Annotated in this window: 17 protein-coding genes; 8 read left to right on the top strand and 9 right to left on the bottom strand. The window is 64.9% G+C overall.

Annotated features, from left to right (window positions below):
• Positions 1-296: 296 nt before the first annotated feature.
• The 5 genes from treS to treY are packed head-to-tail and all read left to right on the top strand — an operon-like array spanning position 297 to position 12,383.
• On the top strand, positions 297-3,602 hold the full coding sequence (gene treS / locus QX132_RS05005) for a maltose alpha-D-glucosyltransferase (protein ID WP_315796651.1): 3,306 nt from the start codon (positions 297-299) through the stop codon (positions 3,600-3,602).
• On the top strand, positions 3,599-5,737 hold the full coding sequence (gene glgB / locus QX132_RS05000) for a 1,4-alpha-glucan branching protein GlgB (RefSeq protein ID WP_316160278.1): 2,139 nt from the start codon (positions 3,599-3,601) through the stop codon (positions 5,735-5,737). The genes treS and glgB overlap by 4 nt, the downstream gene beginning before the upstream one ends.
• A gap of 4 nt (positions 5,738-5,741) precedes the next feature.
• Positions 5,742-7,817 (top strand): glycogen debranching protein GlgX, encoded by a 2,076-nt coding sequence (gene glgX / locus QX132_RS04995; RefSeq protein WP_315811638.1) that lies wholly within the window; start codon positions 5,742-5,744, stop codon positions 7,815-7,817.
• On the top strand, positions 7,814-9,580 hold the full coding sequence (treZ, locus tag QX132_RS04990; protein ID WP_316160277.1) for a malto-oligosyltrehalose trehalohydrolase: 1,767 nt from the start codon (positions 7,814-7,816) through the stop codon (positions 9,578-9,580). The genes glgX and treZ overlap by 4 nt, the downstream gene beginning before the upstream one ends.
• 1 nt (position 9,581) lies before the next feature.
• The gene (treY, locus tag QX132_RS04985) at positions 9,582-12,383 is read left to right on the top strand and encodes a malto-oligosyltrehalose synthase (RefSeq protein ID WP_316160276.1); all 2,802 of its coding nucleotides are present in this window, start codon (positions 9,582-9,584) and stop codon (positions 12,381-12,383) included.
• Here the strand turns inward: treY and QX132_RS04980 are convergent, their stop codons facing one another.
• A complete protein-coding gene (locus QX132_RS04980; protein ID WP_315796646.1) occupies positions 12,384-12,695 on the bottom strand; it encodes a polyhydroxyalkanoic acid system family protein in 312 nt (103 codons plus the stop codon).
• A 170-nt stretch (positions 12,696-12,865) separates the two neighbouring features.
• Between QX132_RS04980 and QX132_RS04975 the strand changes: the two genes are divergently transcribed.
• Complete coding sequence (locus QX132_RS04975; protein ID WP_006614022.1) at positions 12,866-13,030, top strand: DUF3309 family protein; 165 nt, start codon at positions 12,866-12,868, stop codon at positions 13,028-13,030.
• Positions 13,031-13,124: 94 nt separating this feature from the next.
• On the opposite strand, the gene ligD is transcribed toward QX132_RS04975, so the two are convergent.
• Positions 13,125-15,809 carry a DNA ligase D gene (gene ligD / locus QX132_RS04970; RefSeq protein ID WP_316160275.1) on the bottom strand — a complete coding sequence of 895 codons (2,685 nt, stop codon included), beginning with the start codon at positions 15,807-15,809 and terminating at the stop codon, positions 13,125-13,127.
• 640 nt (positions 15,810-16,449) lie between these two features.
• On the opposite strand from ligD, the gene QX132_RS04965 reads away from it, so the two are divergent.
• Complete coding sequence (locus tag QX132_RS04965) at positions 16,450-17,331, top strand: Ku protein (RefSeq protein WP_316160274.1); 882 nt, start codon at positions 16,450-16,452, stop codon at positions 17,329-17,331.
• A 45-nt stretch (positions 17,332-17,376) separates the two neighbouring features.
• Here the strand turns inward: QX132_RS04965 and QX132_RS04960 are convergent, their stop codons facing one another.
• Positions 17,377-17,670: a DUF6496 domain-containing protein gene (locus QX132_RS04960; protein ID WP_315738669.1), complete on the bottom strand. Its 294-nt coding sequence runs from the start codon at positions 17,668-17,670 to the stop codon at positions 17,377-17,379.
• 183 nt (positions 17,671-17,853) lie between these two features.
• Positions 17,854-18,033 (bottom strand): hypothetical protein, encoded by a 180-nt coding sequence (locus tag QX132_RS04955; protein ID WP_315738670.1) that lies wholly within the window; start codon positions 18,031-18,033, stop codon positions 17,854-17,856.
• Here QX132_RS04955 and QX132_RS04950 point away from each other — a divergent pair.
• Positions 18,032-18,289, top strand: a complete 258-nt coding sequence (locus tag QX132_RS04950) for a hypothetical protein (protein WP_315771968.1) — start codon at positions 18,032-18,034, stop codon at positions 18,287-18,289. The two genes, QX132_RS04955 and QX132_RS04950, sit on opposite strands and share 2 nt — an antisense overlap.
• A 179-nt stretch (positions 18,290-18,468) precedes the next feature.
• On the opposite strand, the gene QX132_RS04945 is transcribed toward QX132_RS04950, so the two are convergent.
• From QX132_RS04945 to kdpA, 5 genes are all read right to left on the bottom strand, one after another.
• A complete protein-coding gene (locus QX132_RS04945) occupies positions 18,469-19,158 on the bottom strand; it encodes a response regulator transcription factor (RefSeq protein ID WP_315775903.1) in 690 nt (229 codons plus the stop codon).
• On the bottom strand, positions 19,155-21,872 hold the full coding sequence (locus QX132_RS04940) for a sensor histidine kinase KdpD (RefSeq protein ID WP_316160272.1): 2,718 nt from the start codon (positions 21,870-21,872) through the stop codon (positions 19,155-19,157). The genes QX132_RS04945 and QX132_RS04940 overlap by 4 nt, the downstream gene beginning before the upstream one ends.
• A gap of 96 nt (positions 21,873-21,968) precedes the next feature.
• Positions 21,969-22,574 (bottom strand): K(+)-transporting ATPase subunit C, encoded by a 606-nt coding sequence (locus tag QX132_RS04935; RefSeq protein WP_316160270.1) that lies wholly within the window; start codon positions 22,572-22,574, stop codon positions 21,969-21,971.
• Positions 22,575-22,687: 113 nt separating this feature from the next.
• Complete coding sequence (gene kdpB, locus QX132_RS04930) at positions 22,688-24,805, bottom strand: potassium-transporting ATPase subunit KdpB (RefSeq protein ID WP_316160268.1); 2,118 nt, start codon at positions 24,803-24,805, stop codon at positions 22,688-22,690.
• 16 nt (positions 24,806-24,821) lie between these two features.
• Entirely contained in the window at positions 24,822-26,525 is a 1,704-nt protein-coding gene (kdpA, locus tag QX132_RS04925) for a potassium-transporting ATPase subunit KdpA (protein WP_316160266.1), read from the bottom strand.
• Between the last annotated feature and the right edge of the window lie 20 nt (positions 26,526-26,545).

The raw sequence follows: 26,545 nt of genomic DNA, 5'->3' as shown, positions 1-26,545 counted from the left end.
CAAGAAGATAAGCCCCTAACGCCGCGGCATGGCCGTCGTTCCCGGGGGAACAAAACGAGCCTTGCAGCTTTGTAAGGGGGTCGTCTCGGTTTCTAGCGAACCGGGACGCCGTTTTCTTGTCAATGGCATCACCGTGAACAAATTTGCGCACACGTTCGAGAGCGTCACCCCCAAGGACGCTTTCTCCCCTATTCTGCCCTCTTTTGAGGAGAGCCGCATCTGCCGAGACCGAGACATCTTTCGAGACGCCTCCAATCGCAGCTGCATCATCATCCTCTCTCCTAGGTGAGGGCCTCGTGAACCTGATGTCATCCCTGGATTCGCCGAGTCTGCAGACCGAGACCGACGGCGACGGTCTCTGGTACAAGGACGCGATCATCTACCAGCTGCACGTCAAGGCGTTCGCCGACAGCAACAATGACGGCGTCGGCGACTTCGCCGGCCTGACCGACAAGCTGGATTATCTGCAGGACCTCGGCGTCACCACGCTGTGGCTGCTGCCGTTCTACCCCTCGCCCGGCCGCGACGACGGCTACGACATCGCCGATTACGGCAGCATCAATCCCGATTTCGGGACGATGAAGGAGTTCAAGCGCTTCATCCAGGAGGCCAAGCGGCGCGGCCTGCGGGTGATCACCGAGCTCGTGGTCAATCACACCTCCGACCAGCATCACTGGTTCAAGCGCGCCCGGCGCAGCCCGCCCGGCTCCAGCGCCCGCAACTGGTACGTCTGGAGCGACACCGACCAGAAATATCTCGGCACCCGAATCATCTTCACCGATACCGAGAAGTCCAACTGGACCTGGGATCCGGAGGCCTGCCAGTTCTACTGGCACCGCTTCTTCTCGCACCAGCCGGACCTCAATTTCGACAATCCGCGCGTGGTCAACGCGATCATCCAGGTGATGAAACGCTGGCTCGATGCCGGCGTCGACGGCTTCCGGCTTGACGCCATCCCCTACCTCTGCGAGCGCGACGGCACCAACAACGAAAACCTCCCCGAGACGCATGCGATCATCAAGCGCCTGCGTGTCGAGCTCGACAATTACGCCAAGGACAAGCTGCTGCTTGCGGAAGCCAATCAGTGGCCGGAGGACGTTCAGGAATATTTCGGCCAGGGCGACGAATGCCATATGGCCTATCACTTCCCGCTGATGCCGCGCATCTACATGGCAATCGCCCAGGAGGACCGCTTCCCGATCACCGACATCCTTCGCCAGACGCCCGACATCCCCGCGACCTGCCAATGGGCGCTGTTCCTGCGCAACCATGACGAGCTGACGTTGGAGATGGTGACCGACGTCGAGCGCGACTATCTGTGGTCGACCTACGCTAACGATCCGCGCGCACGCATCAATGTCGGCATCCGCCGCCGCCTCGCGCCGCTGATGGACAACGACCGGCGCAAGATCGAGCTGATGAACTCGCTGCTGATGTCGTTTCCGGGCACGCCGATCATCTACTACGGCGACGAGATCGGCATGGGTGACAACATCTATCTCGGCGACCGCAACGGCGTGCGCACGCCTATGCAGTGGACGCCCGACCGCAATGGCGGCTTCTCGCGCGCCGACCCGGCGCGGCTCTACGCGCCGATGATCATGGACCCGGTGTACGGCTACGAGGCGGTCAATGTCGAGGCGCAATCGCGCAGCTTGTCGTCGCTGTTGAACGCCACCAAGAAGCTGATCTCGGTGCGCAAGTCGACGCTGGCCTTCGGCAGGGGCACCATGACCTTCATCCGCCCGGCCAACCGGTCGGTGCTGGCCTATGTCCGCCAGTACAAGGACGAGGTCATCCTCTGCGTCGCCAACCTGTCGCGCTCGGCGCAGGCGACCGAGCTCGATCTCTCGCCGTTCAAGGATCGCGTCCCGATCGAGATGCTCGGCCGCTCGCGCTTTCCCCCGGTCGGCGAGCTGCCTTACATGATCACGCTCGCGCCCTACGGATTCTACTGGTTCCAGCTCAAGGAGCGCGAGAAGTCGGAGCCCATCATCCAGCGCGCGGTGCCGGAGTTCGAGACGCTGGTCGTGCCGCTCGGCTCGACCTGGGTATCGCTGGCCCGCACTCGCAGCGTGTTCGAACGCGACGTTCTGCCCGGTCATCTGGCGCGCGCACGATGGTACCCCGAGCGCTCGGCGGACGCGATCCATCCGACGCTGACCTCGGCGATCCCGTTCTGCGACATCGGCGACAACCGGCCCTGGCTGATCTTCTTCAAGGCCGCTGAGCGCGACGACAAGCTGCGCTATCTGCTGCCGATGCAGATCGAATGGGTCCGCTTCGATCGCGATCGCTACAATCCGCAAGCCTTTGCCGCCGTGCGCCAGGGCGCCCGCGAGGGAACGCTGCTCGATGCAGCGACCAGCCCGATCTTTCTTGCGCTGCTCCTGCACAATCTGAAGCAATCGCTGACGGTCGAGGAAAACGGGGTGCGCCTCGAATTCCGGCCGACGTCGCGGTTTCCGGACAAGCCAATCCGCGAATCCGAGCAGGTGCGCGTGGTCGAAACCGACCGCTGCAGCAGCAAGGCGGTCGTCAACAACGAGTTCTTCATCAAGATCCGCCGCGAGCTGGAGGCCGGCCCGCATCCGGAGATCGAGATCGGCCGATTCCTCACGGAGGCGGTGGGCTTCGCCAATGTCCCGCCGCTGCTCGGCAGCATCGAGGTGATCCAGGAGGGCGAGCGGCAGACCGTCGGCTGCGTCCATGGTTTCATCGAGAACCAGGGCGACGGCTGGACCGTCAGCGCCGCCTATCTCGATCGCTACGTCGACGACCAGCGCGTGTTCGCCGCGAGCGGCGACGTGCGGCAGAGCGAGGAGCTGTCGCCCTATCTGCGCTACATGGCGCAGGCAGGCCGTCGCGTCGGCGAACTGCATGCGGCGCTCGCCTCGCGCAGCGACGTCGCCGATTTCGCGCCCGAACCCACGACCGCAGATCATCTCGATCACTGGATCGACCGGCTGCGCGCCCAGGCCGGACGGGTCCTGACGGACCTGAGCGAGCGCCGCGATCACCTCAAGGATCCCGAACGAGGGCTGGTCGACCAGGTGCTCGCCAGGCGCGGCGAGTTGTCGGAGCGCCTCAGCAGCCTGATCCCGCACCATGTCGGCGGCTGCGACATCCGGCTGCATGGCGATTTCCATCTCGGCCAGATCCTCATCGTCAAGGATGATATCTTCATCATCGATTTCGACGGCGACGAGGAGCAGCCGCTCGCCGAGCGCCTGCGCAAGGCGCCGCCGGCCCGCGACATCGCGGGCTTCCTGCGCTCGATCGATTGCTCGGTCCGCGTCGCGCTCGAGCGTGCTCTGAGGGCAGGCCCGGACGATCACGGCCGGATCCCCGCCGCGCTGTCGGAATGGCGCGACCAGGCTGTTACGGCCTTTTTGACGGGCTATCGGGAGATCAAGGCCAACCAGCGCCTCTGGCCGGACGATCCGCACACCGCGGAGGCGCTCCTTAACTTTTTCATGCTGGAAAAAGCCCTCGGAGCGCTCGAATATGATCTGGCTCACCGGCCGGACTGGTTGCGCGTCGCATTGGGCAACCTGCTTCGCGTCCTGTCCGAGCCAGCATCAGCCAGCGAGTCCTCATGACCCATCTTTCTCCCGAGGCGTTTGCGATCATCGAAGGTCGGCATGCCGACCCGTTTCGCTATCTCGGTCAGCACAATGTCGACGGGCGGACCGTGGTGCGTGCCTTCCTGCCCGAGGCCTCGCGGGTCGAGGTGGTCGGCGAGCACGGCGAAGTCTCGCCGCTGACGCGCGTCCATGATGCCGGCCTGTTCACCGGGACCATGCCGTCGCTGCAGCGCTATCGGCTTCGGGCGACATTCGGCGACCACGTCACCGACCTCGAGGATCCCTATCGTTTCCTGCCGATCCTGAGCGATTTCGACCTGCATCTGCTCGGCGAAGGCAACCATGAGCGGCTTTACGACAAGCTTGGCGCGCATCCGATGGTGCTCGACGGCGTCGATGGCGTCGGATTCGTCGTACTCGCGCCCAATGCACGTCGCGTCAGCGTGGTCGGCGATTTCAACTTCTGGAATGCGCGGCGCCACCCGATGCGCGTCCGCGGCAACGGCTATTGGGAGCTGTTCATTCCCCGTGCCAGGGCCGGCGACCACTACAAGTTCGACATCATCGGCCCGCAGGGCGAGCACCTGCCGCTGAAATCGGACCCGATGGCCTTCGCGGCCGAGACGCGTCCCAAGACCGCATCGATCGTGATCGACGAAACCAGCCTGCCGCGGCCTCGGCCGGCGCCACATGACATCAACAAACTGAATCGACCGGTTTCGATCTACGAGGTGCATCTCGGCTCCTGGCGGCGCAGGGACAACAACCAGTGGCTGACCTATCGCGAGCTCGCCGAGCAGTTGCCGGCCTATGCACGCGACATGGGCTTCACGCACATCGAATTCCTGCCCGTCAGCGAGCATCCGTTCGACGGCTCCTGGGGCTATCAGCCGACCGGCCTGTTCGCGCCGACCAGCCGCTTTGGCAGTCCTGAGGATTTCTGTGCGCTGGTCGATGCCTGCCACCGCGAAGGCCTTGCGGTGTGGCTCGACTGGGTGCCGGGCCATTTCCCGGATGATCCGCACGGCCTCGGCCATTTTGACGGGACGGCGCTTTACGAGCACGCCAACCCGATGCAGGGCCGGCATCTCGATTGGGGCACGCTGATCTACAATTACGGCCGCACCGAAGTCGCCAACTTCCTGCGCTCGAACGCGCTGTTCTGGCTGGAGCGCTACGGCATCGACGGCCTGCGCGTCGATGCCGTCGCCTCGATGCTTTATCTCGACTACAGCCGTCCCTCCGGCGGCTGGATCCCGAACAAATATGGCGGGCGCGAGAACCTCGAGGCCATCGAGTTTCTGCGTCGGACCAATATCGACGTGTTCGGTCATTTCCCGCAGGCGACCACGGCTGCCGAGGAATCCACGGCGTGGCCGCAGGTGTCGCGCCCAGTCGATATGGGTGGGCTCGGCTTCGGCTACAAGTGGAACATGGGCTGGATGCACGACACCTTGCGCTACATCAGCAAGGATCCGATCCACCGCAAATATCACCACGGGGAGATCCTGTTCGGCCTGCACTACGCCTTTTCGGAAAACTTCATCCTGCCGCTGTCGCATGACGAGGTCGTGCACGGCAAGCGCTCCATCCTCGGGCGGATGCCCGGCGACGACTGGCAGCGCTTTGCGAATCTGCGCGCCTATTACAGCTTCATGTTCGGGCATCCCGGCAAGAAGCTCCTGTTCATGGGCTGCGAGCTCGCTCAGGAGCGCGAGTGGAATCACGACACCTCGCTCGACTGGCATCTGCTCGGCGATGCCAAATATGCCGGCATCCAGGCCCTGATCCGAGACCTCAACCATCTCTACCGCAACGTGCCGGCGCTGCATGAGCGGGACTGCGAGCCGGACGGATTCGAGTGGCTGATCGCCGATGACGCGGACCGCAACGTGTTCGCCTGGGTGCGAAAGGGCTTCGATGAGCACGCGCGCTGCGTCGTGGTCGTGAACTTTTCGCCCAACGTGTATTACAATTACCGGGTCCGCGTGCCGTTCGGCGGCAAATGGAGGGAAGCTTTCAATTCCGACTCCCTGCATTATGGCGGCAGCAATGTCGGCAATGTCGGCCAGGTCCATGCCTCTGAAGAACACCAGCTCAACCTCATCCTCCCGCCCATGGCAGCGGTATTTCTCGTCCCGGAAGCCTGACGCAATGCGTCTGGCCGCAGGAAGCCACGCCCGTCTCGGAGCAACCTGGGACGGACGGGGGACCAATTTTGCCTTGTTCTCCGCCAATGCCGAGAAGGTCGAGCTCTGCCTGTTCGACAGCCAGGGCCGGCGAGAGATCGAGCGGATCGAATTGCCGGAGCGGACGGAAGATGTCTGGCACGGCTATCTCAACGACGTCTCGCCGGGGCAGCTCTACGGCTACCGCGTCTACGGGCCCTACGAGCCGGAGCGCGGCCACCGCTTCAATGCCAACAAGCTGCTGCTCGACCCCTATGCCAAGCGGCTCGCTGGCCGGCTGGTCTGGAGCGATGCCCATTTCGCCTACCGCGCCGGCTCGCCGCGCGAGGATCTCTCGTTCGACCGGCGCGACAATGCCCGCGGCATGCCCAAGGCTGTCGTCATCGACGAGACCTTCAACTGGGGCCGGCGCGAGATGCGGCCGCAGATCCCGTGGGAGGACACGATCATCTACGAGGCCCACGTCAAGGGCCTGACCAACAAGCGCGACGACGTGCCGCCCAATCTGCGCGGCACCTATGGCGGACTCTCCTCGCCCGCGATGATCAAGCATCTGAAGCGGCTCGGCGTCACGACGATCGAGCTGCTTCCGATCCACGCCTTCATCGACGACCGCATGCTGGTCGAGAAGAAGCTCGTCAACTACTGGGGCTACAACACCATTTCCTTCTTCGCGCCGGAGCTGCGCTACGCGCAGGACAATCCGCTCGATGCCTTCCGAACGACGGTGGCGCGGCTGCACGATGCCGGCATCGAGGTGATGCTGGACGTGGTCTACAACCACACCGCCGAGGGCAACCATCTCGGGCCGACCCTGTGCTATCGTGGCATCGACAACGCCTCCTACTACTGGCTCCAGCCCGACAATCCGCGCTTCTACGACGACTTCACTGGTTGCGGCTCGTCGGTGAACCTCACCCATCCGCGCGTGCTGCAGATGGTGATGGACTCGCTGCGTTACTGGGTCGAGGTCTGTCACGTCGACGGCTTCCGCTTCGATCTCGCGACGACGTTGGCGCGCGAGAAGCACGGCTTCGACCGGCGCAGCGGGTTTCTCACCGCGATCCGCCAGGACCCCGTGCTCGCCGGCGTGAAGCTCGTGGCAGAGCCGTGGGACGTCGGCCTCGGCGGCTACCAGGTCGGTGCCTTCCCGTCGCAATGGTCGGAGTGGAACGACCGCTATCGCAGCGCCATGCGCCGCTACTGGAGCGGCGAAGGCAGCCTGATCGGCGAGGTCTCCAGCCGCATGACCGGCTCGTCCGACATCTTCAATCACGACGGCCGTAGCCAACGCGCCAGCGTCAATCACGTCACCGTCCATGACGGCTTCACGCTGGCGGACCTGTTCAGCTACAACAGCAAGCACAACGAGGCGAACGGCGAGGACAATCGCGACGGCTCCAACGACAATCACAGCAACAATTGCGGCCATGAAGGCCCGACCGACGACGTCGCGATCAATGCGATGCGCCGACAGTTGCGCAAGAACCAGCTCGCCTGTCTGTTCCTCGCGCAGGGTCTGCCGATCCTGCTCGCAGGCGACGAGGTTGGCAACTCGCAGCACGGCAACAACAACGCCTATTGTCAGGACAACGATGTCGGCTGGGTCGACTGGAGCGGCATGGGCCGCGAGGGTGACGACCTCATCGACTTCATCGCGCATATGACCGAGTTGCGCCGCCGCTTCGGCCAGATCCGCGCACGCCGCTGGCTGGACGGCCGCCGCTCGGACGGCAGCTTCGGCGTGCTGTGGCTGACGCCTTCGGCGGAGGAGATGACGCAAACCGACTGGACCTTTCCCGACGGACGATTTCTCGCCTACGTGCTCGCCCCGTTGGAACAGGAGCAGGCTCCGATCTTTATCGTTCTGAATGCAGCGCCCGAAGAGATTGGATTCAAATTGCCCGAGCTCGCCGAATACAAGACGTGGCAGCAGGTCCTCGACACCACCGAAGCCCAGCAGAAGCAGGTCGATTTCACCGCCGGGGCCGACCTCAAGGCTCCGCCCCGCTCCGTGCTGGCGTTTGCGGGCCTGCCATGAGCCCCCGTCAGTTCGGACCTCGCATCACCGGGAAAGGCACGACGTTCCGGTTGTGGGCTCCCGCCGCCAAGCGCGTCGATCTGGTGCTCGACGGCAAGCACGAGATGCAGCGCCTCGACGGCGGCTGGTATGCGCTCGAGGTCGCCGGCGCCGGCGCCGGCACGCAGTATAAGTTCCGCATCGACGACGAGCTCGACGTTCCGGATCCCGGCTCGGATTTCCAGCCAGAGGACGTCTCCGGTCCGAGCGAAGTCATCGATCACCGCGCCTACACCTGGCGCTCGGAAAACTGGCGCGGCCGCCCGTGGCAGGATGCCGTGTTCCTGGAAAGTCATGTCGGTACCTTCACGTCGGAAGGCACCTACCGCGCGATGATCGACAAGCTCGATCACCTCGTCGAGACCGGCATCACGGCACTCGAGCTGATGCCACTGGCGGATTTCGCCGGCCGGCGCAATTGGGGCTATGACGGCGTGCTGCTCTACGCACCCGACAGCGTCTACGGCCGGCCCGACGACCTGCGGGCGTTGATCGACGAGGCCCATTTGCGTGGGGTGATGGTGTTTCTCGACGTCGTCTACAATCACTTCGGCCCGGAGGGACACTACATCGGCCTGTATGCACCGACCTTCTTCACCGATGCGCATACGCCATGGGGCAGCGCGATCGACTACCGGCGCGCGGAAGTGTGCGCCTTCGCGATCGAGAACGCGCTGCATTGGCTGACGAATTATCGCTTCGACGGCCTGCGCTTCGATGCGGTCAATCACATCCTGTCCAACGAGGGTGAGATCCCGATGCTGCACGATCTGAGCGCGGCGGTTGGCAAGCTTGTCGAAGCAACCGGGCGGCACATCCATCTGGTGCTCGAAAACGGCGACAACCGCGCCAGCATGCTGGATTCCGCGGAGGAGCCGCCGCGCGGCAGATTCCGCGCGCAGTGGAACGACGATTATCATCATGCCTGGCACGTCATGCTGACGGGCGAGAGCGGCGGCTATTACGGCGACTACCAGCAGGCGCCGCGCCGCGATCTCGCTCGCGCGCTCGCCTCCGGCTTCGTCTATCAAGGCGAACCGGCGGCATTCTGGGGCGGCGATCCGCGGGGTGAGCCGAGCGGTCATCTGGCCCCCGGAGCGTTCGTCAACTTCCTGCAGAACCATGACCAGATCGGCAATCGCGTGTTCGGCGATCGGCTCGAGGCGCTGGCGCCGCCGCAAGGAATCGCGGCGGCGCTCGCGGTGACGCTGCTGGCGCCGACCGTGCCGATGCTGTTCATGGGCGAGGAATGGGGCTCGAAGCAGCCGTTCCCATTCTTCTGCGACTTCCAGGGCGACCTTGCGCATGCGGTGCGTAAGGGACGCCGCAAGGAGTATGAGTGGGCATACGCCAAACATGGCGACGAGGTCCCCGATCCGCTCGACATCGAAACCTTCAAGTCCGCGATCATCGACTGGGACTCCCGTAATTCATCGCCGGGGCGCGAGCGTCTGGCGCTGGTGCGCGCGCTCCTCGCCGTGCGTCACAAGGAGGTTGCGCCGCGGCTTCCGGGCGCAAAATTCGGCGACGCTGATGTGACCGATGACGGTCGCCTGACCACGCATTGGGAGATGGGCGATGGCAGCAGGCTGACTCTGCTTGCCAACGTCTCGGACAAGGAGCTCGCGGCTTCGCCGAACGGCGTCCCGGGCACTCCGATCTGGGGCGGCACGCCTGGAGACCGCCTGCCGCCGTGGTCCGTGTTCTGGAGCATCGGAGGATAGCATGCCTCCGGCCGTTCCCCTCGCGACCTATCGCCTGCAGCTCACGGGTGATTTCAACTTCGAAGCGGCCGTGCGCGTCGTGCCGTATCTGAAGGCGCTCGGCATCAGCCACGTCTACGCCTCGCCGTTCATGACGGCGCGGAAGGGCTCGACGCATGGCTACGACATCACCGATCATTCCAAGCTCAATCCCGAGCTCGGCGGCGAGGACGGCTTTGCCAAACTGAGCGCGGCGCTCAAGCAGCACGATCTCGGCCTCATCCTCGACTTCGTGCCGAACCATGTCGGCGTGCATTTCGACGACAATCCATGGTGGCTCGACGTCCTCGAATGGGGCCAGGCTTCGCCGCACGCCGCCTCGTTCGACATCGATTGGGACCAGTTGCCGTATCGCGCACGCGGCGGCGTGCTGCTGCCGATCGTCGGCACCTCCTACGGGCATGCACTCGAACATGGCGACATCGAGCTGCGCTATGACCCAGGCGAAGGCTCGTTCTCCTGCTGGTACTTCGAGCATCGGCTGCCGATCGCGCCCGAGCGCTACGGCGAAGTGCTGCGCATCATCGTCAAGGAGGCAGGCGCAGAAAGCAGTGAGACCGGCAGGGCGATCCTGGAGCTCGCCTCGCGCTATCAAGGCCTGCGCCATCCGAACCGCAAGGAAGCGCCGGCATTCAAGGCGGCCCTCAAGGCCATTCCGGGCGCCGCCGACGTCATTGCCCGCGGGATCGCGGCCTACAAGGCCGGGCCCGAGCGTCCGGCACAGACGCTCGCCCTGCATCATCTGCTGGAGAGGCAGCACTACAAGCTCGGCCACTGGCGGCTCGCCTCCAGCGACATCAACTACCGCCGCTTCTTCGACGTCAACACGCTGGCGGGCCTGCGCGTCGAGGATGCCGGCACGTTCGAAGCGATCCATCGGCTGGTCAAGACGCTGATCTCCGGCGGCCAGTTGCAGGGATTGCGGCTCGACCATATCGATGGCCTGCGCGATCCCGCACAATATTTTCAGCGCCTGCGCCGGCTGATCCGCGACGCCCGCGGGCCCGCGGCGGGGCCGTTCTACGTCGTGATCGAGAAGATCCTCTGCGAGCAGGAGAAGCTGCCGCGCTTCGCAGGGGTGCACGGCACCACCGGCTACGAATGGATGAACGTGGTCATCCAGCTTTTGATCGACGGCAACGGCCTGGAGCCGCTCGACGAGATCTGGCGCCAGATCAGCAACAAGCCGCCGAAGCTGGCGCCGGTGATAAAGGAAGCCAAGCGACGCGTGCTTGAGACGCTGCTGACCAGCGAGTTCACCGTGCTGACGCGCCTGCTGGCGCGCATCGCCAACGGCCACTACTCCACGCGCGACTATTCGGAAGACATCCTGCGCCAGGCGCTCGAACTGTATGTTCTCCACTTCCCGGTCTATCGCACCTATCTCACCACAGCCGGTCCGACCGAGACCGACCGCAAGCTGATCGACCACGCCATCGCAGGCGCCCGGGCCGAATGGTTCGCCTCCGACGGCTCGATCTTCGAGTTCCTGCGCGATGCGCTGACCATGGACCTCATCAAGCGCGACCGCAGCACCAATCACAGCGTCCCGCGCGTGCGGCGCTTCGCCCTCAAGGTGCAGCAGCTCACCGGGCCCATGATGGCGAAGTCGCTGGAGGACACCGCCTTCTACCGCTTCCACCGGCTGCTCGCGCTCAACGAGGTCGGCGGCGATCCGGCGGCACATGCTCTGGCCATCGCCGACTTCCACAAGCTGATGCAGGACCGCGCCAGGCATTGGCCGCACGGCATGACCGCCACCGCCACGCACGACACCAAGCGCGGCGAGGATGCGCGCACGCGGCTGGCCGCCATCACCGAGCTGCCCAATGACTGGACGTCGTCGGTCGCGCGCTGGAAGACCTTGAACGCGCCGCACGTCATCACGGATGGCAAGATGCGCGCGCCCTCGGCGGCGTTCGAATACATGCTGTACCAGACGCTGGTCGGCATCTGGCCGGCAAGCGGCACCGATGACACCCTGCCCGATCGGCTGCAGGCCTATGCGCTGAAGGCCGCGCGCGAGGGCAAGGAGGAGACCAGCTGGCTCAATCCGAACGAGGCCTATGAGAACGGCCTGCGCGCCTTCATCGAACGCATCCTGGACCGCGACCGTTCGCCCGAGTTCCTGCAGTCGCTGGAGACGCTTGCCAAGCGGCTGGCGCTGCTCGGCGCGCTGAACTCCCTGACGCAGCTGACGCTCAAGGCGACCATGCCGGGGGTGCCCGACTTCTACCAGGGCACCGAATTCTGGGACCTCTCGATGGTCGATCCCGACAATCGCCGCCCGGTCGATTTCGCCGCACGCGAACAGGCGCTGCGTGCGTGCGAGAGTCCCGACTGGGCGCACCTCGCGGGCCATTGGCCGGATGGCCGCATCAAGCTGGCCTGGACGCGGCGGCTGCTCAGGCTGCGTAACGAGATGTCCTCGGTCTTCACCGACGGTTCCTATGAGCCGCTCGAGGTGAGCGGACGTCATGCCGATCACATCATTGCCTTCGCACGGCGGCGCGGGCGCGACGCCGTCATCGTCGTCACTGCGCGCAACTTTGCGCCGTTTACCGACGCTGGCCGGGTGTGGCCCCACGCGGATGATTTCGAAGCCGAGGTTCATGCCCGCGGTTACACATCTGCGGACATGCAGAACGGCATGGTCGCGGTGTCCTCCATCTTCACGCACTTGCCTGCAGCAGTGATCCCGGCGCGAACTGATGCGGCAGCCCACCCGGCTGGTCGACGCCAGACAGCGGCAGCGCCGACCTGATCAGCTCTTCTTCGTCAGCAGCAACTGGCCGCGGTTACGGATCGCGGCCTGCGCCGCCTCGGCAAAGCGCTGCAGCAGCCAGGGTAGCACGACCTCGACACGCACGTGATCGTCGGCGACGTCGACATGGCCCGACGCCGCCTGACCGAGCGCGCGAACGCGAAAGATCATCTTGTCGCCCTCCCAGCGCTCCTCGTCGACCTTCAGGACCGGAACGCTGGTCGCGGCGCGACTGAGACCGGCCCGGAGCCGGCGCACGGCCTCGTCCTTGCCGAGGCGATGCGGAATGGAAACGACAAGCGGACTTGACATCGCGATCTCCTGACTAACAACCGTCTTCATGTAGTCATCGGTGGATGCGACCGCAAAGACACACGCTGCATTTTACTTGTTCCCATGCGGAACTTTCGAAGTTCCAACCAGTTTCCTCGGCGAAGGCAGAGCACGTTGTCGCCCCGCTGCCGGGCACTGGAGGGAAGCACATGTCCATCGGAACTATCATCCTCATCATTCTCATCATCGCCCTGCTCGGCGGCTTTTCCGGCATCGGCGGCGGTCCGTTCTACGGCACCGGCTACTACGGCGGCGGCGGCCTCGGCCTGATCATCGTCATCGTGCTGATTCTCGTCCTGCTCGGACGCATCTGATCCGATCGATCTCATAGCCATCCAACTGATCAGTTCGGGCTGACGTGGCCGCGCCACGTCGGCCTGGGCTTGATTGCGCCCCGCATCGCATCCCTTACACTTCGTTCGCGAGCTTCCTCATCGCCGGCTTGATCGCTCCGGCCGCGTCGTCATAGCCCTCCCACGCCTTGGTCTTGGGCAACAGCGCCGGCGCGGTTCGGACCGTGTACCGCTTGGGTTCGAGCCCGTTCTTCACCTGCGCCCAGGTCAGCGGCATGGACACGGTGGCACCTTCGCGGGCGCGCGGCGACAGCACGGCGACGGCCGTCGACATCCGGTCGTTGCGCAGGTAGTCGAGGAAGATCTTTCCCCCGCGCAGCTTCTTCGACATGTTGAGCAGATATTGCTCCGGGCTGTCGTTCGCCATCCATTGGCACACGCCCTGGGCAAACGCCTTCGCCTCGGGCCAGCTCACCTTGTCGCGCGCGCCGTGCAGCAACGGCGTCACCACATGCAGACCCTTGCCGCCCGTGGTCTTGCAGAAGCTCTCGAGTCCGAGGCTCTTCAAGCGCTGGCGCATGTCCTTGGCTGCCGCGATCACCTCCTCGAACGCGACGTTCGGCGCCGGATCGAGATCGAACACCAGCCGGCCCGGAACGTCATAGGCGTCCGGCGCGCAATTCCATGGATGCAGCTCGACGGCGGCGACCTGAGCCACCGCGATCAATCCCTCGACGCGATCGATCTGCAGATACGGCTTGCGATCGCCCGAGACCTTGACCAGCTCGAGCAGGTCCGACATGCCCTGCATGCCGTGCCGCTGGAAGAATTTTTCGCCACCGATGCCGTCAGGCGCACGCACGATCGAGCATGGCCGGCCCTTAAGATGACCGATCATCCAGTCTCCGACGGCTTCCAGATAGTTCGCGAGATCGAGCTTGGTGACGGGCTCGCCGTCGCCGGCGTCCGGCCACAGCGCCTTGTCGGGCTTGGAGATCGCAACGCCCATCACGGTGGCCGAGCCCTTCGTCCGAGACGGCGTCTTGTGGACCGTGGTGCCGACGGTCGCGACGCTCGCCGCGGCGCGCGCCACCGGCTTCGCAACCTTCGTCGTCACCACCGGCTCCTCGGCAACGACCTCGCGCGCCGGCTTGTCCTCGCGCAGGGCCTTGAACGAGGCCTGCCTGACATTGCCGTCGCCGGTGAAGCCTGCAAACTCGATCTCGGCGACCAGCTCGGGCTTGAGCCAATGCACCTCACGCGTCTTGCGCGGCGCGTTCTTGCCGCTGAACGGGCTCTTGTCGGAGGCAGCCGCCTTCAGCGCCGGCATGATCTCCTTCACCGTGTCCTGGCCGAAGCCGGTGCCGACGATCCCGACATAAGCGAGATGATCGTCCTTGTTGACGCCGACCATCAACGAGCGGAATTTGCCGTTGGTCGTCTTCCAGCCACCGATGACGACCTCGTGGCCGGGCCTGGTCTTGGCTTTGGTCCAGCTCTCCTTCCGTCCCGAATGATAGGCCGAGTCCAGCTTCTTGGAGACGATGCCCTCCAGCGACAGCTTGCGTGCGGACTCCAGCACCGCCTCGCCGTCGCTCTCGAAGTGCTCGACATAGCGGATGCGCGGCGCCTTGCCTTTGATGTTCGCCTTCAACAGCTTCGCGAGCCGCGCCTTGCGCTCGCGCAAAGGCTGGCGGCGAAGGTCGAACTCTTCGGCGAACATCACGTCGAAGGCAAAGAAGATCAGCTCGTCGGTTTCGCCCGCTGAGATCGCCGCCTGCAGCGCCGAGAAATTCGGATTACCGTCCTTGTCGAGCGCGACGATCTCGCCGTCGATGATCGCATCCGGCAGCTTCGCGGCCTCCTGCGCGATCGCACTGAACTTGGCCGTCCAGTCCAGGCCCTTTCGCGTCATCAGGGTTGCCTTGCCGTCTTCGACCCTGATCTGCACGCGGTAGCCGTCGAACTTGATCTCATGCCCCCACCCCTCACCGCTCGGCGGCTTCGCGACCGAGGTACAAAGCTCAGGGGCGACGAAGTCCGGCAACGATGACACCATGCGCGGCGCCGCTGTCTTCGACTTCGGGCTCGCTTTCGTCGTCTTTGCCGACGGCGCCGTCTTCGTCGAAGTGGCCTTGCCGTCGCTGCGGTTCGAATGCCACACCGCATCGGCATTCATGCGCTGTGTCTTGGCGAGCATGAACGGCTTCGGCGCTTTGCCTTTGCCGGTCGCGATCTGCTCCATCGTGCGCCCCGACGCCACTGATTTGTCGGCGTCGAGAATGTCGTTGGCCTCGCCCTCCTTGGCAAATTCGTCGCGATGCTTGATCAGGAGCCAATTGGTGCGCTTGCCGCCGGTGCGATCGTGGCGCATGCGCACCAGCACCCAACTGCCATGCAGCTTCTCGCCATCCAGCGTGAACTTCAGATCGCCCTTCTTGAAGCCGCTCTCGGGATCCTCGCTCTCCCAATAGCCACGGTCCCACAGCATGACGGTGCCGCCGCCATACTCGCCTTCTGGGATCGTGCCTTCGAAATCGCCGTAGTCGAGCGGGTGGTCCTCGACCTCGACCGCGAGCCGCTTGTCATGCGGATCGAGCGACGGGCCCTTGGTCACCGCCCACGACTTGAAGACGCCGCCAAATTCGAGCCTGAGATCGTAGTGCAGCCGCGTCGCGTCGTGCTTCTGGATGACGAAACGCGGCCGCGGCGCACGCGCAACCTTGGCGTCGCCGGACGGCTCCGCCGTCTTGTCAAAATCGCGCTTCTTGCGATAGGTGGAGAGCTTCCTGAGCGCCACGGTGATCCCTCGCGTTGAGTGGTAGCGTAGCAAAGCCGGTGAACTCGTGGAACCGGCCGCATCACCATGATGATAACATCGGGCAAAGTTCCGCGTTCCCGCGGCTCAGGGAGCCCAGGCTGCGCTGGCGTCCGCCCTCTGCCAATCGAGAGGGCGCAGGGAAGGCCGGGAGCTCGCCGCCCCCATGGCCCGCCTGCGAAAAAAATGCAGGCGGCAGGTACCACAGGTGCAGCCGAGACATCCCGGCCCTCCCTGCGCGACGGCTTTAACGGCTGCTTCGCGTTCTCCTCGGCGCGCCGGGCTTGTTGGCCACCGTGTCGCGACAATGCGCTTGCGCGCATCGCGCTGGATACCAGCATCGGGGTATCAGGACCGCGCGACTTGACCGTGCATGCCGGATTGTTCGTCGGCGCGACTGAATCACGCTGCAATCCGACACACCCATCGCATTCCGCTGCCGACGTCCGTGACGACCGCGATACGTCCCCTCCGACGCAACGGAACGGGTCTGACCATAATGCTGATTTTACGAAGTCGTCAAGCGAATTATTTTTTCCCGAAGCGACCTTCGCCGGGCCCATGGAACCCACACCGACGCTTGCCCGTTGCAGCCTCGTCCGGATTGTCCAAGGAGACCACGATGGCCCCCCGCGCCTATTGGAAAGGCTCGCTCAAACTCTCGCTCGTCAGTTGCCCCGTCGTCCTCTATCCGGCGTCGACCTCGGTGGAGAAGACGCGCTTCCATCTGATCAACCGCGAGACCGGCAACCGGCTCAAGCAGCAGATGGTCGACTCCGAGACCGGCGACATCGTCGAAGGCGACCAGAAGGGCCGCGGCTACGAGCTGTCCAAGGGACAGTACGTCGAGATCGAGCCCGAGGAGCTGGAGGCGGTCCAGATCAAGAGCAACCATACGATCGACATCGACAGCTTCGTGCCGCGCGACGAGATCGACCAGCGCTATCTCAACCATCCCTATTACATCGCCCCCGACGGCAAGGCGGCAATCGACGCCTTCGCGGTGATCCGCGATGCGATGAAGGATCAGGACCGCGTCGCGCTGGCGCGCATCGTGCTGACCAACCGTGAGCATATCATCGCCATCGAGCCGATGGGCAAGGGCATGCTCGGCACCACCCTGCGCTTTCCCTATGAGCTGCGCGACGAAGCTGAGTTCTTCGACGACATCAAGGCGCCGAAGATCACCAAGGACATGGTCGAGCTCGCCGGCCACATCCTGCAGACCAAGGCGGCGCATTTCGATCCCTCGGAGTTCAAGGACCAATACGAGACCGCGCTGAAGGCGCTGGTAAAACGCAAGGCGTCGGGCAAGCCGATCAAGCTACCGGAGCCGGAGGAACGGCCCGACAACGTCGTCAGCCTGATGGATGCGCTGAAGCAGAGCCTGAACGGCAAGAGCGGAAAAAAGACGGCGCGTGCGGCGCCACGGCGGACGAGCACGCATCGACGCACGGCGAAGAAGGCGCATCGGTCGGCGGCGCGGCAGAGGAAGGCGGGCTGAGTACGCCGTAGCCCGGATGAGCGCAAGGCGGCACAATCCCGAGCCTCAGCTTTTCTTCGATGATTTCTTTGCTGTCTTCCGGCTGGTCTTCTTCGTGGTCTTCTTGCTCGATGCCTTCTTGGTTGTCTTTTTCGATGACTTCTTCGCCGATGTCCGCGCGCTCTTCTTCGGCGGCACCTTCTTGCCCTCGCGGCGCGCCTCCGACAGGCCGATCGCGATGGCCTGCTTGCGGCTCTTGACCTTGCGACCGGAACCGCCGCTGCGCAGCGTGCCGGCCTTGCGCTTCTTCATCGCCCGGCCGACCTTGGCCGATGCCTTGCGCGAGTATTGTCGTGCCATAAACATCCTCCCGATTGCGACACGTAAACCGCGTCGGCGAGACGAAAGTTCCAAAGCGCAAGCTGATGCCGCGTACCTCCACACATGCTTTCACGATCGCGGGAATCGAAGCCCGTCGATACATCGAGATTCCAATGCAGCTTCGCGCTCGTCGCTTCGATGACGGATAGACCGAGAAGCCGATCAGACGTTCTGATCCGCCGCATGAGGCGCAACTGGACAAGGCGACGTTCCGAATGATGCGTCCCTGGCCTCTTCCTCAGTCAGCAATTTCAGGAGCACCGTCCGCTTGGACTCATCGTTGAATTCAGCGAGACGTTTCCTGAACAGGATGAGGTTCTGCAGATGAATGTATTCTTCCATGACCGACCTCACTGATGGGAGCCAAGAACAACGCGTCGGGCTGACCTTGATTGAGATGAATTTCGGGCATGATGCTCTTCCCGGTATCGCCGATGACAATCTCTGCGCCGCAGTCGGCAGCCTCGCCCCCCAAAATTCAGATCGCGTTCTGACAAGCCGAGACATGGCACGTCCCGTGTTTACACCATCGTGCATGCAAACGCACGATCAGCTGCGCCGATCAGGTGGCACGACCGCAGTCTCGATCATCCGTTGATCCAGAGAACGGGCGCCTGCGGACGTACTGTGCCGCAGCGCGAGATGACCGGTTGGTCAAAATTGCTCGTAAATTTAACGAAACGAGCTGATGCCGCCCGCGGGACACGCAAGCTCGCCCATCGAATGGCGATGTCAACGCCCCTGACACATAGGACCAGTCGGCCGATACGGCCAAGCTCAGTCCGGCGCGCGCAGCCGATAGCCGATGCCGGTCTCGGTCAATACGAATTGCGGGCGCTCGGGATCGGCCTCGATCTTCTGCCTGAGCTGACGCACATAGACGCGCAGATATTGCGCGTCGGTCAATTCGTCCCACAGCTCCTTGAGCAGGAAGCGGTGCGTCAGCACCTTGCCGGCGTGCTGCACCAGGACGCGGAGCAGATCGTACTCCTTGGGCGACAGCTTGATCTCGCGCTCGCCGACCTTGACGATGCGGCGGACGAGATCGACGGAGAGATCGCCGGAGCGGAACACCGGACGCTCGCCCTGCACCTGCAACTGATGCCGCAACGCCGCGCGCAGCCGCGCCAGCAATTCATCCATGCCGAACGGCTTGGTGATGTAGTCGTCGGCGCCGAGATCGAGCGCCTGGACCTTGCCCGCCTCGTCGCCGCGGCTGGACAGCACCACGACCGGCACGGCCTCGTTGCGGCCACGGATGGTGCGCAGCAGCTCGAGCCCGTCGATGTCGGGCAGGCCAAGGTCGAGAATGATCAGCGCCGGCTCCTGACCCAACAGATCCAGCGCGATCCTGCCGTTCGAGGCTTCGAGAATCTCGTAGCCCTGCGTGGTCAGGCCCATCCGCAGCAGCTTGCGGATCGGCGGCTCGTCGTCGATCACGAGCACCTTGATCGGAGCGCCGGTCATGCGGCCGTATCCAGCGGTCTGGCCTGCGCCAGCACGGGCAGGCGGATGGTGAGGACCGCGCCGCGCCGATCGGTGCGGTTGCCGGCGAAGATGCGGCCATGCATCGCCTCGATGAAGCCGCGCGAGATCGCAAGCCCCAGCCCCGTGCCTGGTCGCACCTGGTCGCCCTTCTGCACACGATAGAACTTGTCGAACACGTGCTCGACCTCCGCGGCGGGAATGCCGTCGCCTTCGTCACGGATCTCGAGCACGACCCAGTTGTTGTCGCGGGCCGCACGGATCGCGATCGAGGTCTCGGGAGGCGCATATTTGGCGGCGTTGTCGAGCAGATTGAACAGCACCTGCTCGAACAGCACCGCGTCGACCTCGACCATCGGCAGATCTGGCGCCAGCTCCAGCGAGACATGATGACCGGCGAGGATCTTGCCCGCGCGCCGCAGCGCGCTGCCGACGATCTCGCCGACGTCGTGGAGCGCGGCGTTCGGCACGATCGCGCCCGATTCCAGCTTGGTCATGTCCAGGAGATTGGCGATGAAGCGGTTGAGCCGCTCGGATTCGTCGATGACGGTGGCGAGCAGGTCGAGCTTCTCCTTGTCGGACAGCCTGGCGGCCAGATCGCGCATCGTCGAAGCCGCGCCGAGCACGGAGGCAAGCGGCGTCTTCAGATCGTGCGAGATCGAGGTGAGCAGCGCCGAACGCAGCCGGTCCTGCTCCATGGTGCGCTTGACCTTGTCCATGTCCTCGACCAGCAGCACGCGCTCGATCGCGAGCGCCCCCTGGTCGACCAGGGCATCGAGCAGCCGGCGCTGGTCCGGCGTCAGCAGCGGCCCGGTACGATCGTCGTCGATGCCAATGACACCGATCGAGCCGCGCCCGGTGCGCATCGGCAGGAACAGGCGCTTGGCGCCCGGCAGCGTGTCGGAGCCGCGGCCCGCTGCGCGGTCGTTGCTCCAGGCCCAGCTCGCAGCGGCGAGGTCGGCGTCGTCGAGCTGATCCTCCGGCGGATAGCCGGTCATGACCGTGAGCTTGCCGTCCTGCGGCAGCAGCAGCACCACCCGCACCTTCAGCATCAACGCCGCCTGATAGGCCGTCGCCCACAGCACGTCGTCGAGGGTCGCGGTGCCCGCGAGCTTGCGGCTGAAGGCGTAGAGCTGCTCGGTGGTCCGGATGCGCTGGGTGGCGGCGTCAGCCTGAACGCGCACGCGCGCGGCGACGTTGGACACCAGGATGGCGATCAGCATGAAGAAGAAGAACGCGCCGATGTTGGTCGGATCGGTGATCGTGAACGTATACAGAGGCGGGAGGAAGAAGAAGTTGTAGCAGAGCGAGGCGGCGAGGCTCGCCAGCAGCGACGGCCCAAGACCGTAACGCGCGGCGACGCCGACCACGGCGGTCAGGAACACCAGATCGACGTTCTCGATACCGAAGAAGGGCTGGATGAGCTCGGCGAGGCCAAGGCCGACAGCCGTGATCAGCAGCGCCATCAGATAGGGCTTTGGCTGCAGCGGCTCGCTGCGCGGGCGCGTCTGCACCGACGGGCTCGGCGTGTCCGGCGCCTCCTCGCCGGCGATGACGTGGATGCTGATGTTGCCGGCGCGCCTGACGAGGTCATGCACCACCGAGCCCCTGATGATCTCGAACAGGCGCGAGCGGCTCGACTTGCCGATGATGATCTGGGTGACGTTGTTGGCCTGCGCGAAGCTGATGAGGTCATCCGCGATGCGCCGGCCGACGCCCGGAATCGTCAGCGCCTCGCCGCCGAGGGTCTCGGCCAGCCGCAGCGTATCGGCGAGCCGGTCGCGCTGCTTGTCCGTGAGCTGCAGGTTGCGCCGGGTCTCGATGGTAACGGCGGTCCACGGCGCGTGGACACGGTCGGCGAGCCGCTTGGTGTAGCGCACCAGCCCTGTCGCCCGCGGATCCTCCGACACGCAGACGAGGATCCGCTCGCCGGCTGCCCAGGGTCCGGCGATGGCGTTGGCCTGCATGTGGGTGAGCAGTTGCTCGTCGACGCGCTCGGCCGTCCGGCGCAGCGCGAGCTCGCGCAGCGCGGTCAGATTGCCGGGCGAGAAATAATGCTCCAGCGCGCGCTCGGCCTGTTTGGGGACATAGACCTTGCCCTCCTTCAGCCGCTGGATCAGATCGTCGGGCGTGAGGTCGATCAGCTCGATGGCATCGGCCCGGTCGAGGATCGAGTCCGGGACGGTCTCGCGTACGCGCACATGGGTGATCTGGGCGACGACGTCGTTGAGGCTCTCGATGTGCTGGACGTTGACCGCCGTGTAGACGTCGATGCCGTGCGACAGCAGCTCCTCGACGTCGAGATAGCGCTTGGGGTGGCGGCTGCCGGCGGCATTGGTGTGCGCGAGCTCGTCGACGATCGCGAGCTTGGGACGGCGCGCGATCACGGCATCCAGATCCATCTCCTCGACGATCTGGTCCTTGTAGGAAATATGTTTGCGCGGGACGACCTCCAGGCCGCGCACCAGCGCCTCGGTCTCGGCGCGGCCATGGGTCTCGACGAAGCCGATGACGACGTCGACGCCGGCCCTCAGCTTGGCATGCGCGCTCGACAGCATCTCATAGGTCTTGCCGACGCCGGGGGCGGCGCCGACGAAGATCTTGAGCTTGCCGGCAGGACTGTCCTCCCGCCGGGCCGCTTCGAGCAGGGCTTCCGGCGAGGGACGTTGGTCAGGATCGCGGCGTTGACTGGCCATGCGGCATTATAGACGGAGGGACCTCGGCGCCAAGGCCAGGACCGTTAAGGCCAGGACCTTTAAGGCCAAGACCCTCAAGGCGCGGCCGGCAAGGCTTCATTGCGGTTTGGCAGCATCGAGCGCCAGATTGAGCGCCAGCACGTTAACGCGGGGTTCGCCGAGCAGCCCGAGCAGACGGCCCTGGGTCTGCTGAGCGATCAGGCTGCGGACGCTGGCCTCCGGCAAGCCGCGTGCCTTGGCCACCCGCGGCACCTGGAACAGCGCCGCCTCCGGCGAGATGTCCGGATCGAGCCCGCTCGCCGAGGTCGTCACCAGATCGACCGGCACGGCCTGCGCGGGATTCTCCGCCTTCAGCTTGTCGACGTCCTCCTTGAGGCGGTCGGCCAGCGCCTTGCTGGTCGGGCCCAGATTGGAGCCGGACGAGTTGGCGGCGTTGTAGGGTGCCGGCACGGTCTTGGTCGCATCGTTCGGATCGGCGGCCGAGGTCGCGGACGGACGGCCGTGGAAATATTTGTCGTCCTTGAACTCCTGGCCGATCAGCGCCGAGCCGATCACCTGGCCGTTGCGCGTGATCAGGCTGCCTTCGGCCTGGGCCGGAAAGATGGTGCCGGCGACGACGGTCATGGCGAGCGGGTAGATCAAGCCCGTGATGAGCGTGAGGGCGAGCAGGACAAAGATGGCGGGACGGATTTCTTTGAGCATCGGTGTCTCCTATTTTTCTCCGTCATTGCGAGGAGCGAAGCGACGAAGCAATCCAGGGCTGCGCGCGGGACTCTGGATTGCTTCGCTTCGCTCGCAATGACGCCGGTAAGTGGTCAAGCCAAATGCAAGGCGGTCACGATCAGGTCGATCGCCTTGATGCCGATGAAGGGGATGATGATGCCGCCTAAGCCGTAGATCATCAGGTTACGGCCGAGCAGCGCGCCGGCGCCGATGGCGCGGTAGGCGACGCCCTTCAGCGCCAGCGGGATCAGCGCGATGATGACGAGCGCGTTGAAGATGATCGCCGACAGGATCGCGCTCTGCGGGCTCGCCAGGTTCATGACGTTCAGCACGTTGAGCTGCGGGTAGAACGCCAGGAACATTGCCGGGATGATCGCGAAATATTTGGCGACGTCGTTGGCGATCGAGAATGTCGTCAGCGCGCCGCGCGTCATCAGCAGCTGCTTGCCGATCTCCACCACCTCGATCAGCTTGGTCGGATTGGAGTCGAGGTCGACCATGTTGCCGGCCTCGCGCGCGGCTTGCGTGCCGGTGTTCATGGCGACGCCGACATCGGCCTGCGCCAGCGCCGGCGCGTCATTGGTGCCGTCGCCGCACATCGCCACCAGCTTGCCCTTGGCCTGCTCGTCGCGGATCAGCCTGAGCTTGTCCTCGGGCGTGGCCTGCGCCAGGAAATCGTCGACGCCGGCTTCGGCGGCGATCGCCGCCGCGGTCATCGGGTTGTCGCCGGTGATCATGATGGTGCGGATGCCCATCCGGCGCAGCTCGGCGAAACGCTCGCGGATGCCGCCCTTGACGATGTCCTTGAGCTGGACGACGCCGAGCAGGCGCCCGTCCCTGGCGACCGCGAGCGGCGTGCCGCCGGATTTGGCGATGTCGTCGGAGATTGCACGGATCTCGCGGACAAGCTCGCTCTCGACCGGCTGGACCGCGCGCACCGTATTGCCGGAGACGGGCTGGGTCGGGCCGCCGCCGATGGAGTTGAGGATGGCGTCGACCGCGCCCTTGCGCACCGAGGAGCCGCCGGCATCGACGCCGCTCATGCGGGTCTGCGCCGTGAACGGCACGAAGGTGGCGCCGAGCTCGGCCATGTCGCGGCCGCGGATGCCGTACTTCTCCTTCGCGAGCACCACGATCGAGCGGCCCTCCGGTGTCTCGTCGGCGAGCGAGGCGAGCTGCGCCGCGTCGGCGAGCTCCTGCTCGCTGACGCCCCTGACGGGACGGAACGCAGTCGCCTGGCGATTGCCGAGCGTGATGGTGCCGGTCTTGTCGAGCAGGAGCGTATCGACGTCGCCGGCGGCCTCGACCGCGCGGCCGGACATCGCCAGCACGTTGAAGCGCACCAGGCGGTCCATGCCGGCGATGCCGATCGCCGACAGCAGCGCGCCGATCGTGGTCGGGATCAGGGTCACGAACAGCGCCACCAGCACCACCACCGAGATCGAGCCGCCGGCATAGGCCGCGTAGCTCGGGATCGTCACGGTCGCGAACACGAAGATGATGGTGAGGCCGGCGAGCAGGATGTTGAGCGCGATCTCGTTCGGCGTCTTCTGCCGCTCCGCGCCCTCGACCAGCTTGATCATGCGGTCGATGAAGGTCGAGCCTTGTGCGGCCGTGATCTTGACGCGGATCCAGTCCGACAGGACCTGGGTGCCGCCGGTCACCGCCGAGCGGTCGCCGCCGGATTCGCGGATGACGGGAGCGGACTCGCCGGTGATGGCGGCCTCGTTGACGGAGGCGACGCCTTCGATCACCTCGCCATCGGAGGGGATCGTGTCGCCTGCCTCGACCAGCACGATGTCGCCGACCTTCAGGCTGGTGCCCGACACGAGCTTGTAGGTGCGGTCCGTCGGGCTTGAGCCCGTCAGCAGCTTGGCCTGGCTCTCGGTGCGGGTCTTGCGCAGCGAATCCGCCTGCGCCTTGCCGCGACCTTCGGCGACTGCCTCGGCGAAGTTGGCGAACAGCACGGTGAACCACAGCCAGAGAATGATCTGGAAGGTGAAGCCGAGGTTCGCTCCGCCGGTGACGACGTCGCGCAGGAAGATCACCGTGGTGAGCGCGGCGACGACCTCGACCACGAACATCACGGGGTTCCTGATCATCAGCCGCGGATCGAGCTTGACGACGGCGGCCTTGATGGCCGGCAGCACGATCTTCGGGTCGAGCATCGTCGACATCGACGAGCGCTTCTGCAGTTTCATGGTTTCCATGGAGGTTGCTCCGGGATCAGAACACGGTGCCGGCGGTCATCGCGAGATGCTCGACGATTGGACCAAGGGCGAGAGCGGGGAAGAAGGTGAGGCCGCCGATGATCAGGATGACGCCGACGACGAGACCGACGAACAGCCCGCCGGTGGTCGGCAACGTGCCCGCCGAGGGCGGGATCGACTTCTTCGCGGCGAGCGAGCCGGCGATCGCCATCGCCGGGACGATCATGAAGAAGCGGCCGACGAACATCGAGGAGGCGAGCGTCAAATTGTAGAAGAAGGTGTTGCCGGTGAGGCCACCGAACGCAGAGCCGTTGTTGGCGGTCGCCGAGGTGAAGGCATAGAGCACCTCGGTGAAGCCATGCGGACCGGCATTGGCCATCGAGGCGACGGCCTGTGGCAGCACCACCGCAACCGCGGTCCAGCCGAGATACATCAGCGGCAGCACCAGGATCGCCAGCATCGCCATCTTGACCTCGCGCGCCTCGATCTTCTTGCCGACATATTCCGGCGTGCGGCCGACCATCAGGCCGGCGACGAAGATCGCGAGCACGACGAACAGCAGCATGCCGTAGAGCCCGGCGCCGACGCCACCGACGATGATCTCGCCGAGCTGCATGTTGATGAGCGGGATCATGCCGCCGAGCGCGGTGAAGCTATCATGCATGGCGTTGACGGCGCCGCAGGACGCCGCCGTGGTGATCACGGCGAACAGCGACGAGGCGACGATGCCGAAGCGGACCTCCTTGCCTTCCATGTTGCCGCCGGTCAGTCCCAGCGCGTTCAACGTGGTCGTACCGTTGGCCTCGGCCCAGTAGGTGATAGCGACGCCGGCGATGAACAGGACGCCCATCACGGCGAGGATCGCCCAGCCCTGGCGCTGATTGCCGACCATGCGGCCGAACACGTTGGTGAGCGCGGCGCCGAGCGCGAAGATCGAGAGCATCTGGATGAAGTTCGACAGCGCGGTCGGGTTCTCGAACGGATGCGCGGCGTTGGCATTGAAGAAGCCGCCGCCATTGGTGCCGAGCATCTTGATCGCGACCTGCGAGGCCACCGGGCCGACCGCGATGGTCTGCTTCGCCCCTTCCAGCGTGGTCGCCTCGATATAGGGCCCGAGCGTCTGCGGGATGCCCTGCCAGACCAGGAACAGCGTGTAGACGATGCAGAGCGGCAGCAGCACATAGAGCGTGCATCTGACGACATCGACCCAGAAATTGCCGACGGTCCGCGCCGAGGCGCGTGAAAAGCCGCGGATCAGCGCCATCGCCAGCACGATGCCGGTTGCGGCCGACAGGAAGTTCTGGTGCGTGAGGCCGAGCATCTGCACGAGATAGGAGACCGTGCTCTCACCGCCGTAGTTCTGCCAATTGGTATTGGTGAGGAAGCTGATCGCGGTGTTGAACGACAGATCTTCGGCTACCGCCGACTGCCCGGCCGGATTGAACGGCAGCACGGCCTGCAAGCGCATCACGCCGTAGATGATCAGGAAGCCGCCGACGTGGAACAGCAGCATCGCGACCGTGTAGGTGAGCCAATGCTGCTCGCGCCGCTCGTCGACGCCGCCGGCCCAGTAGATCGCGGACTCCACGGGCCGCAGCACCGGCGACAGGAAGGTGCGCTCGCCATTGAAGACGCGCGTCATGTACCAGCCGAGCGGCTTGGCGAGCGCGACGATGACGGCGCAGTAGAGCAGGATCTGGATCCAGCCGATCACAGTCATGGGATGTGTCCTTGAAGGTG

The sequence above is a fragment of the Bradyrhizobium sp. SZCCHNRI20481 genome (assembly GCF_032485055.1).
In the GTDB taxonomy this organism is placed as follows: Bacteria; Pseudomonadota; Alphaproteobacteria; order Rhizobiales; family Xanthobacteraceae; genus Bradyrhizobium.
The sequence above is the reverse complement of the archived record's forward strand: the minus strand, read 5'-3'. Positions and strand labels throughout refer to the sequence as shown.

Excerpts from the sequence above, each read along its gene's own strand:
- QX132_RS04960 (WP_315738669.1), bottom strand. The coding sequence starts at position 17,670 with ATGGCACGACAATACTCGCGCAAGGCATCGGCCAAGGTCGGCCGGGCG.
- glgB (WP_316160278.1), top strand. The coding sequence starts at position 3,599 with ATGACCCATCTTTCTCCCGAGGCGTTTGCGATCATCGAAGGTCGGCAT.
- treZ (WP_316160277.1), top strand. The coding sequence starts at position 7,814 with ATGAGCCCCCGTCAGTTCGGACCTCGCATCACCGGGAAAGGCACGACG.
- kdpB (WP_316160268.1), bottom strand. The coding sequence starts at position 24,805 with ATGGAAACCATGAAACTGCAGAAGCGCTCGTCGATGTCGACGATGCTC.
- QX132_RS04945 (WP_315775903.1), bottom strand. The coding sequence starts at position 19,158 with ATGACCGGCGCTCCGATCAAGGTGCTCGTGATCGACGACGAGCCGCCG.
- glgX (WP_315811638.1), top strand. The coding sequence starts at position 5,742 with ATGCGTCTGGCCGCAGGAAGCCACGCCCGTCTCGGAGCAACCTGGGAC.
- QX132_RS04965 (WP_316160274.1), top strand. The coding sequence starts at position 16,450 with ATGGCCCCCCGCGCCTATTGGAAAGGCTCGCTCAAACTCTCGCTCGTC.
- QX132_RS04980 (WP_315796646.1), bottom strand. The coding sequence starts at position 12,695 with ATGTCAAGTCCGCTTGTCGTTTCCATTCCGCATCGCCTCGGCAAGGAC.
- QX132_RS04975 (WP_006614022.1), top strand. The coding sequence starts at position 12,866 with ATGTCCATCGGAACTATCATCCTCATCATTCTCATCATCGCCCTGCTC.
- QX132_RS04955 (WP_315738670.1), bottom strand. The coding sequence starts at position 18,033 with ATGGAAGAATACATTCATCTGCAGAACCTCATCCTGTTCAGGAAACGT.
- treY (WP_316160276.1), top strand. The coding sequence starts at position 9,582 with ATGCCTCCGGCCGTTCCCCTCGCGACCTATCGCCTGCAGCTCACGGGT.
- QX132_RS04940 (WP_316160272.1), bottom strand. The coding sequence starts at position 21,872 with ATGGCCAGTCAACGCCGCGATCCTGACCAACGTCCCTCGCCGGAAGCC.
- QX132_RS04950 (WP_315771968.1), top strand. The coding sequence starts at position 18,032 with ATGACCGACCTCACTGATGGGAGCCAAGAACAACGCGTCGGGCTGACC.
- kdpA (WP_316160266.1), bottom strand. The coding sequence starts at position 26,525 with ATGACTGTGATCGGCTGGATCCAGATCCTGCTCTACTGCGCCGTCATC.
- QX132_RS04935 (WP_316160270.1), bottom strand. The coding sequence starts at position 22,574 with ATGCTCAAAGAAATCCGTCCCGCCATCTTTGTCCTGCTCGCCCTCACG.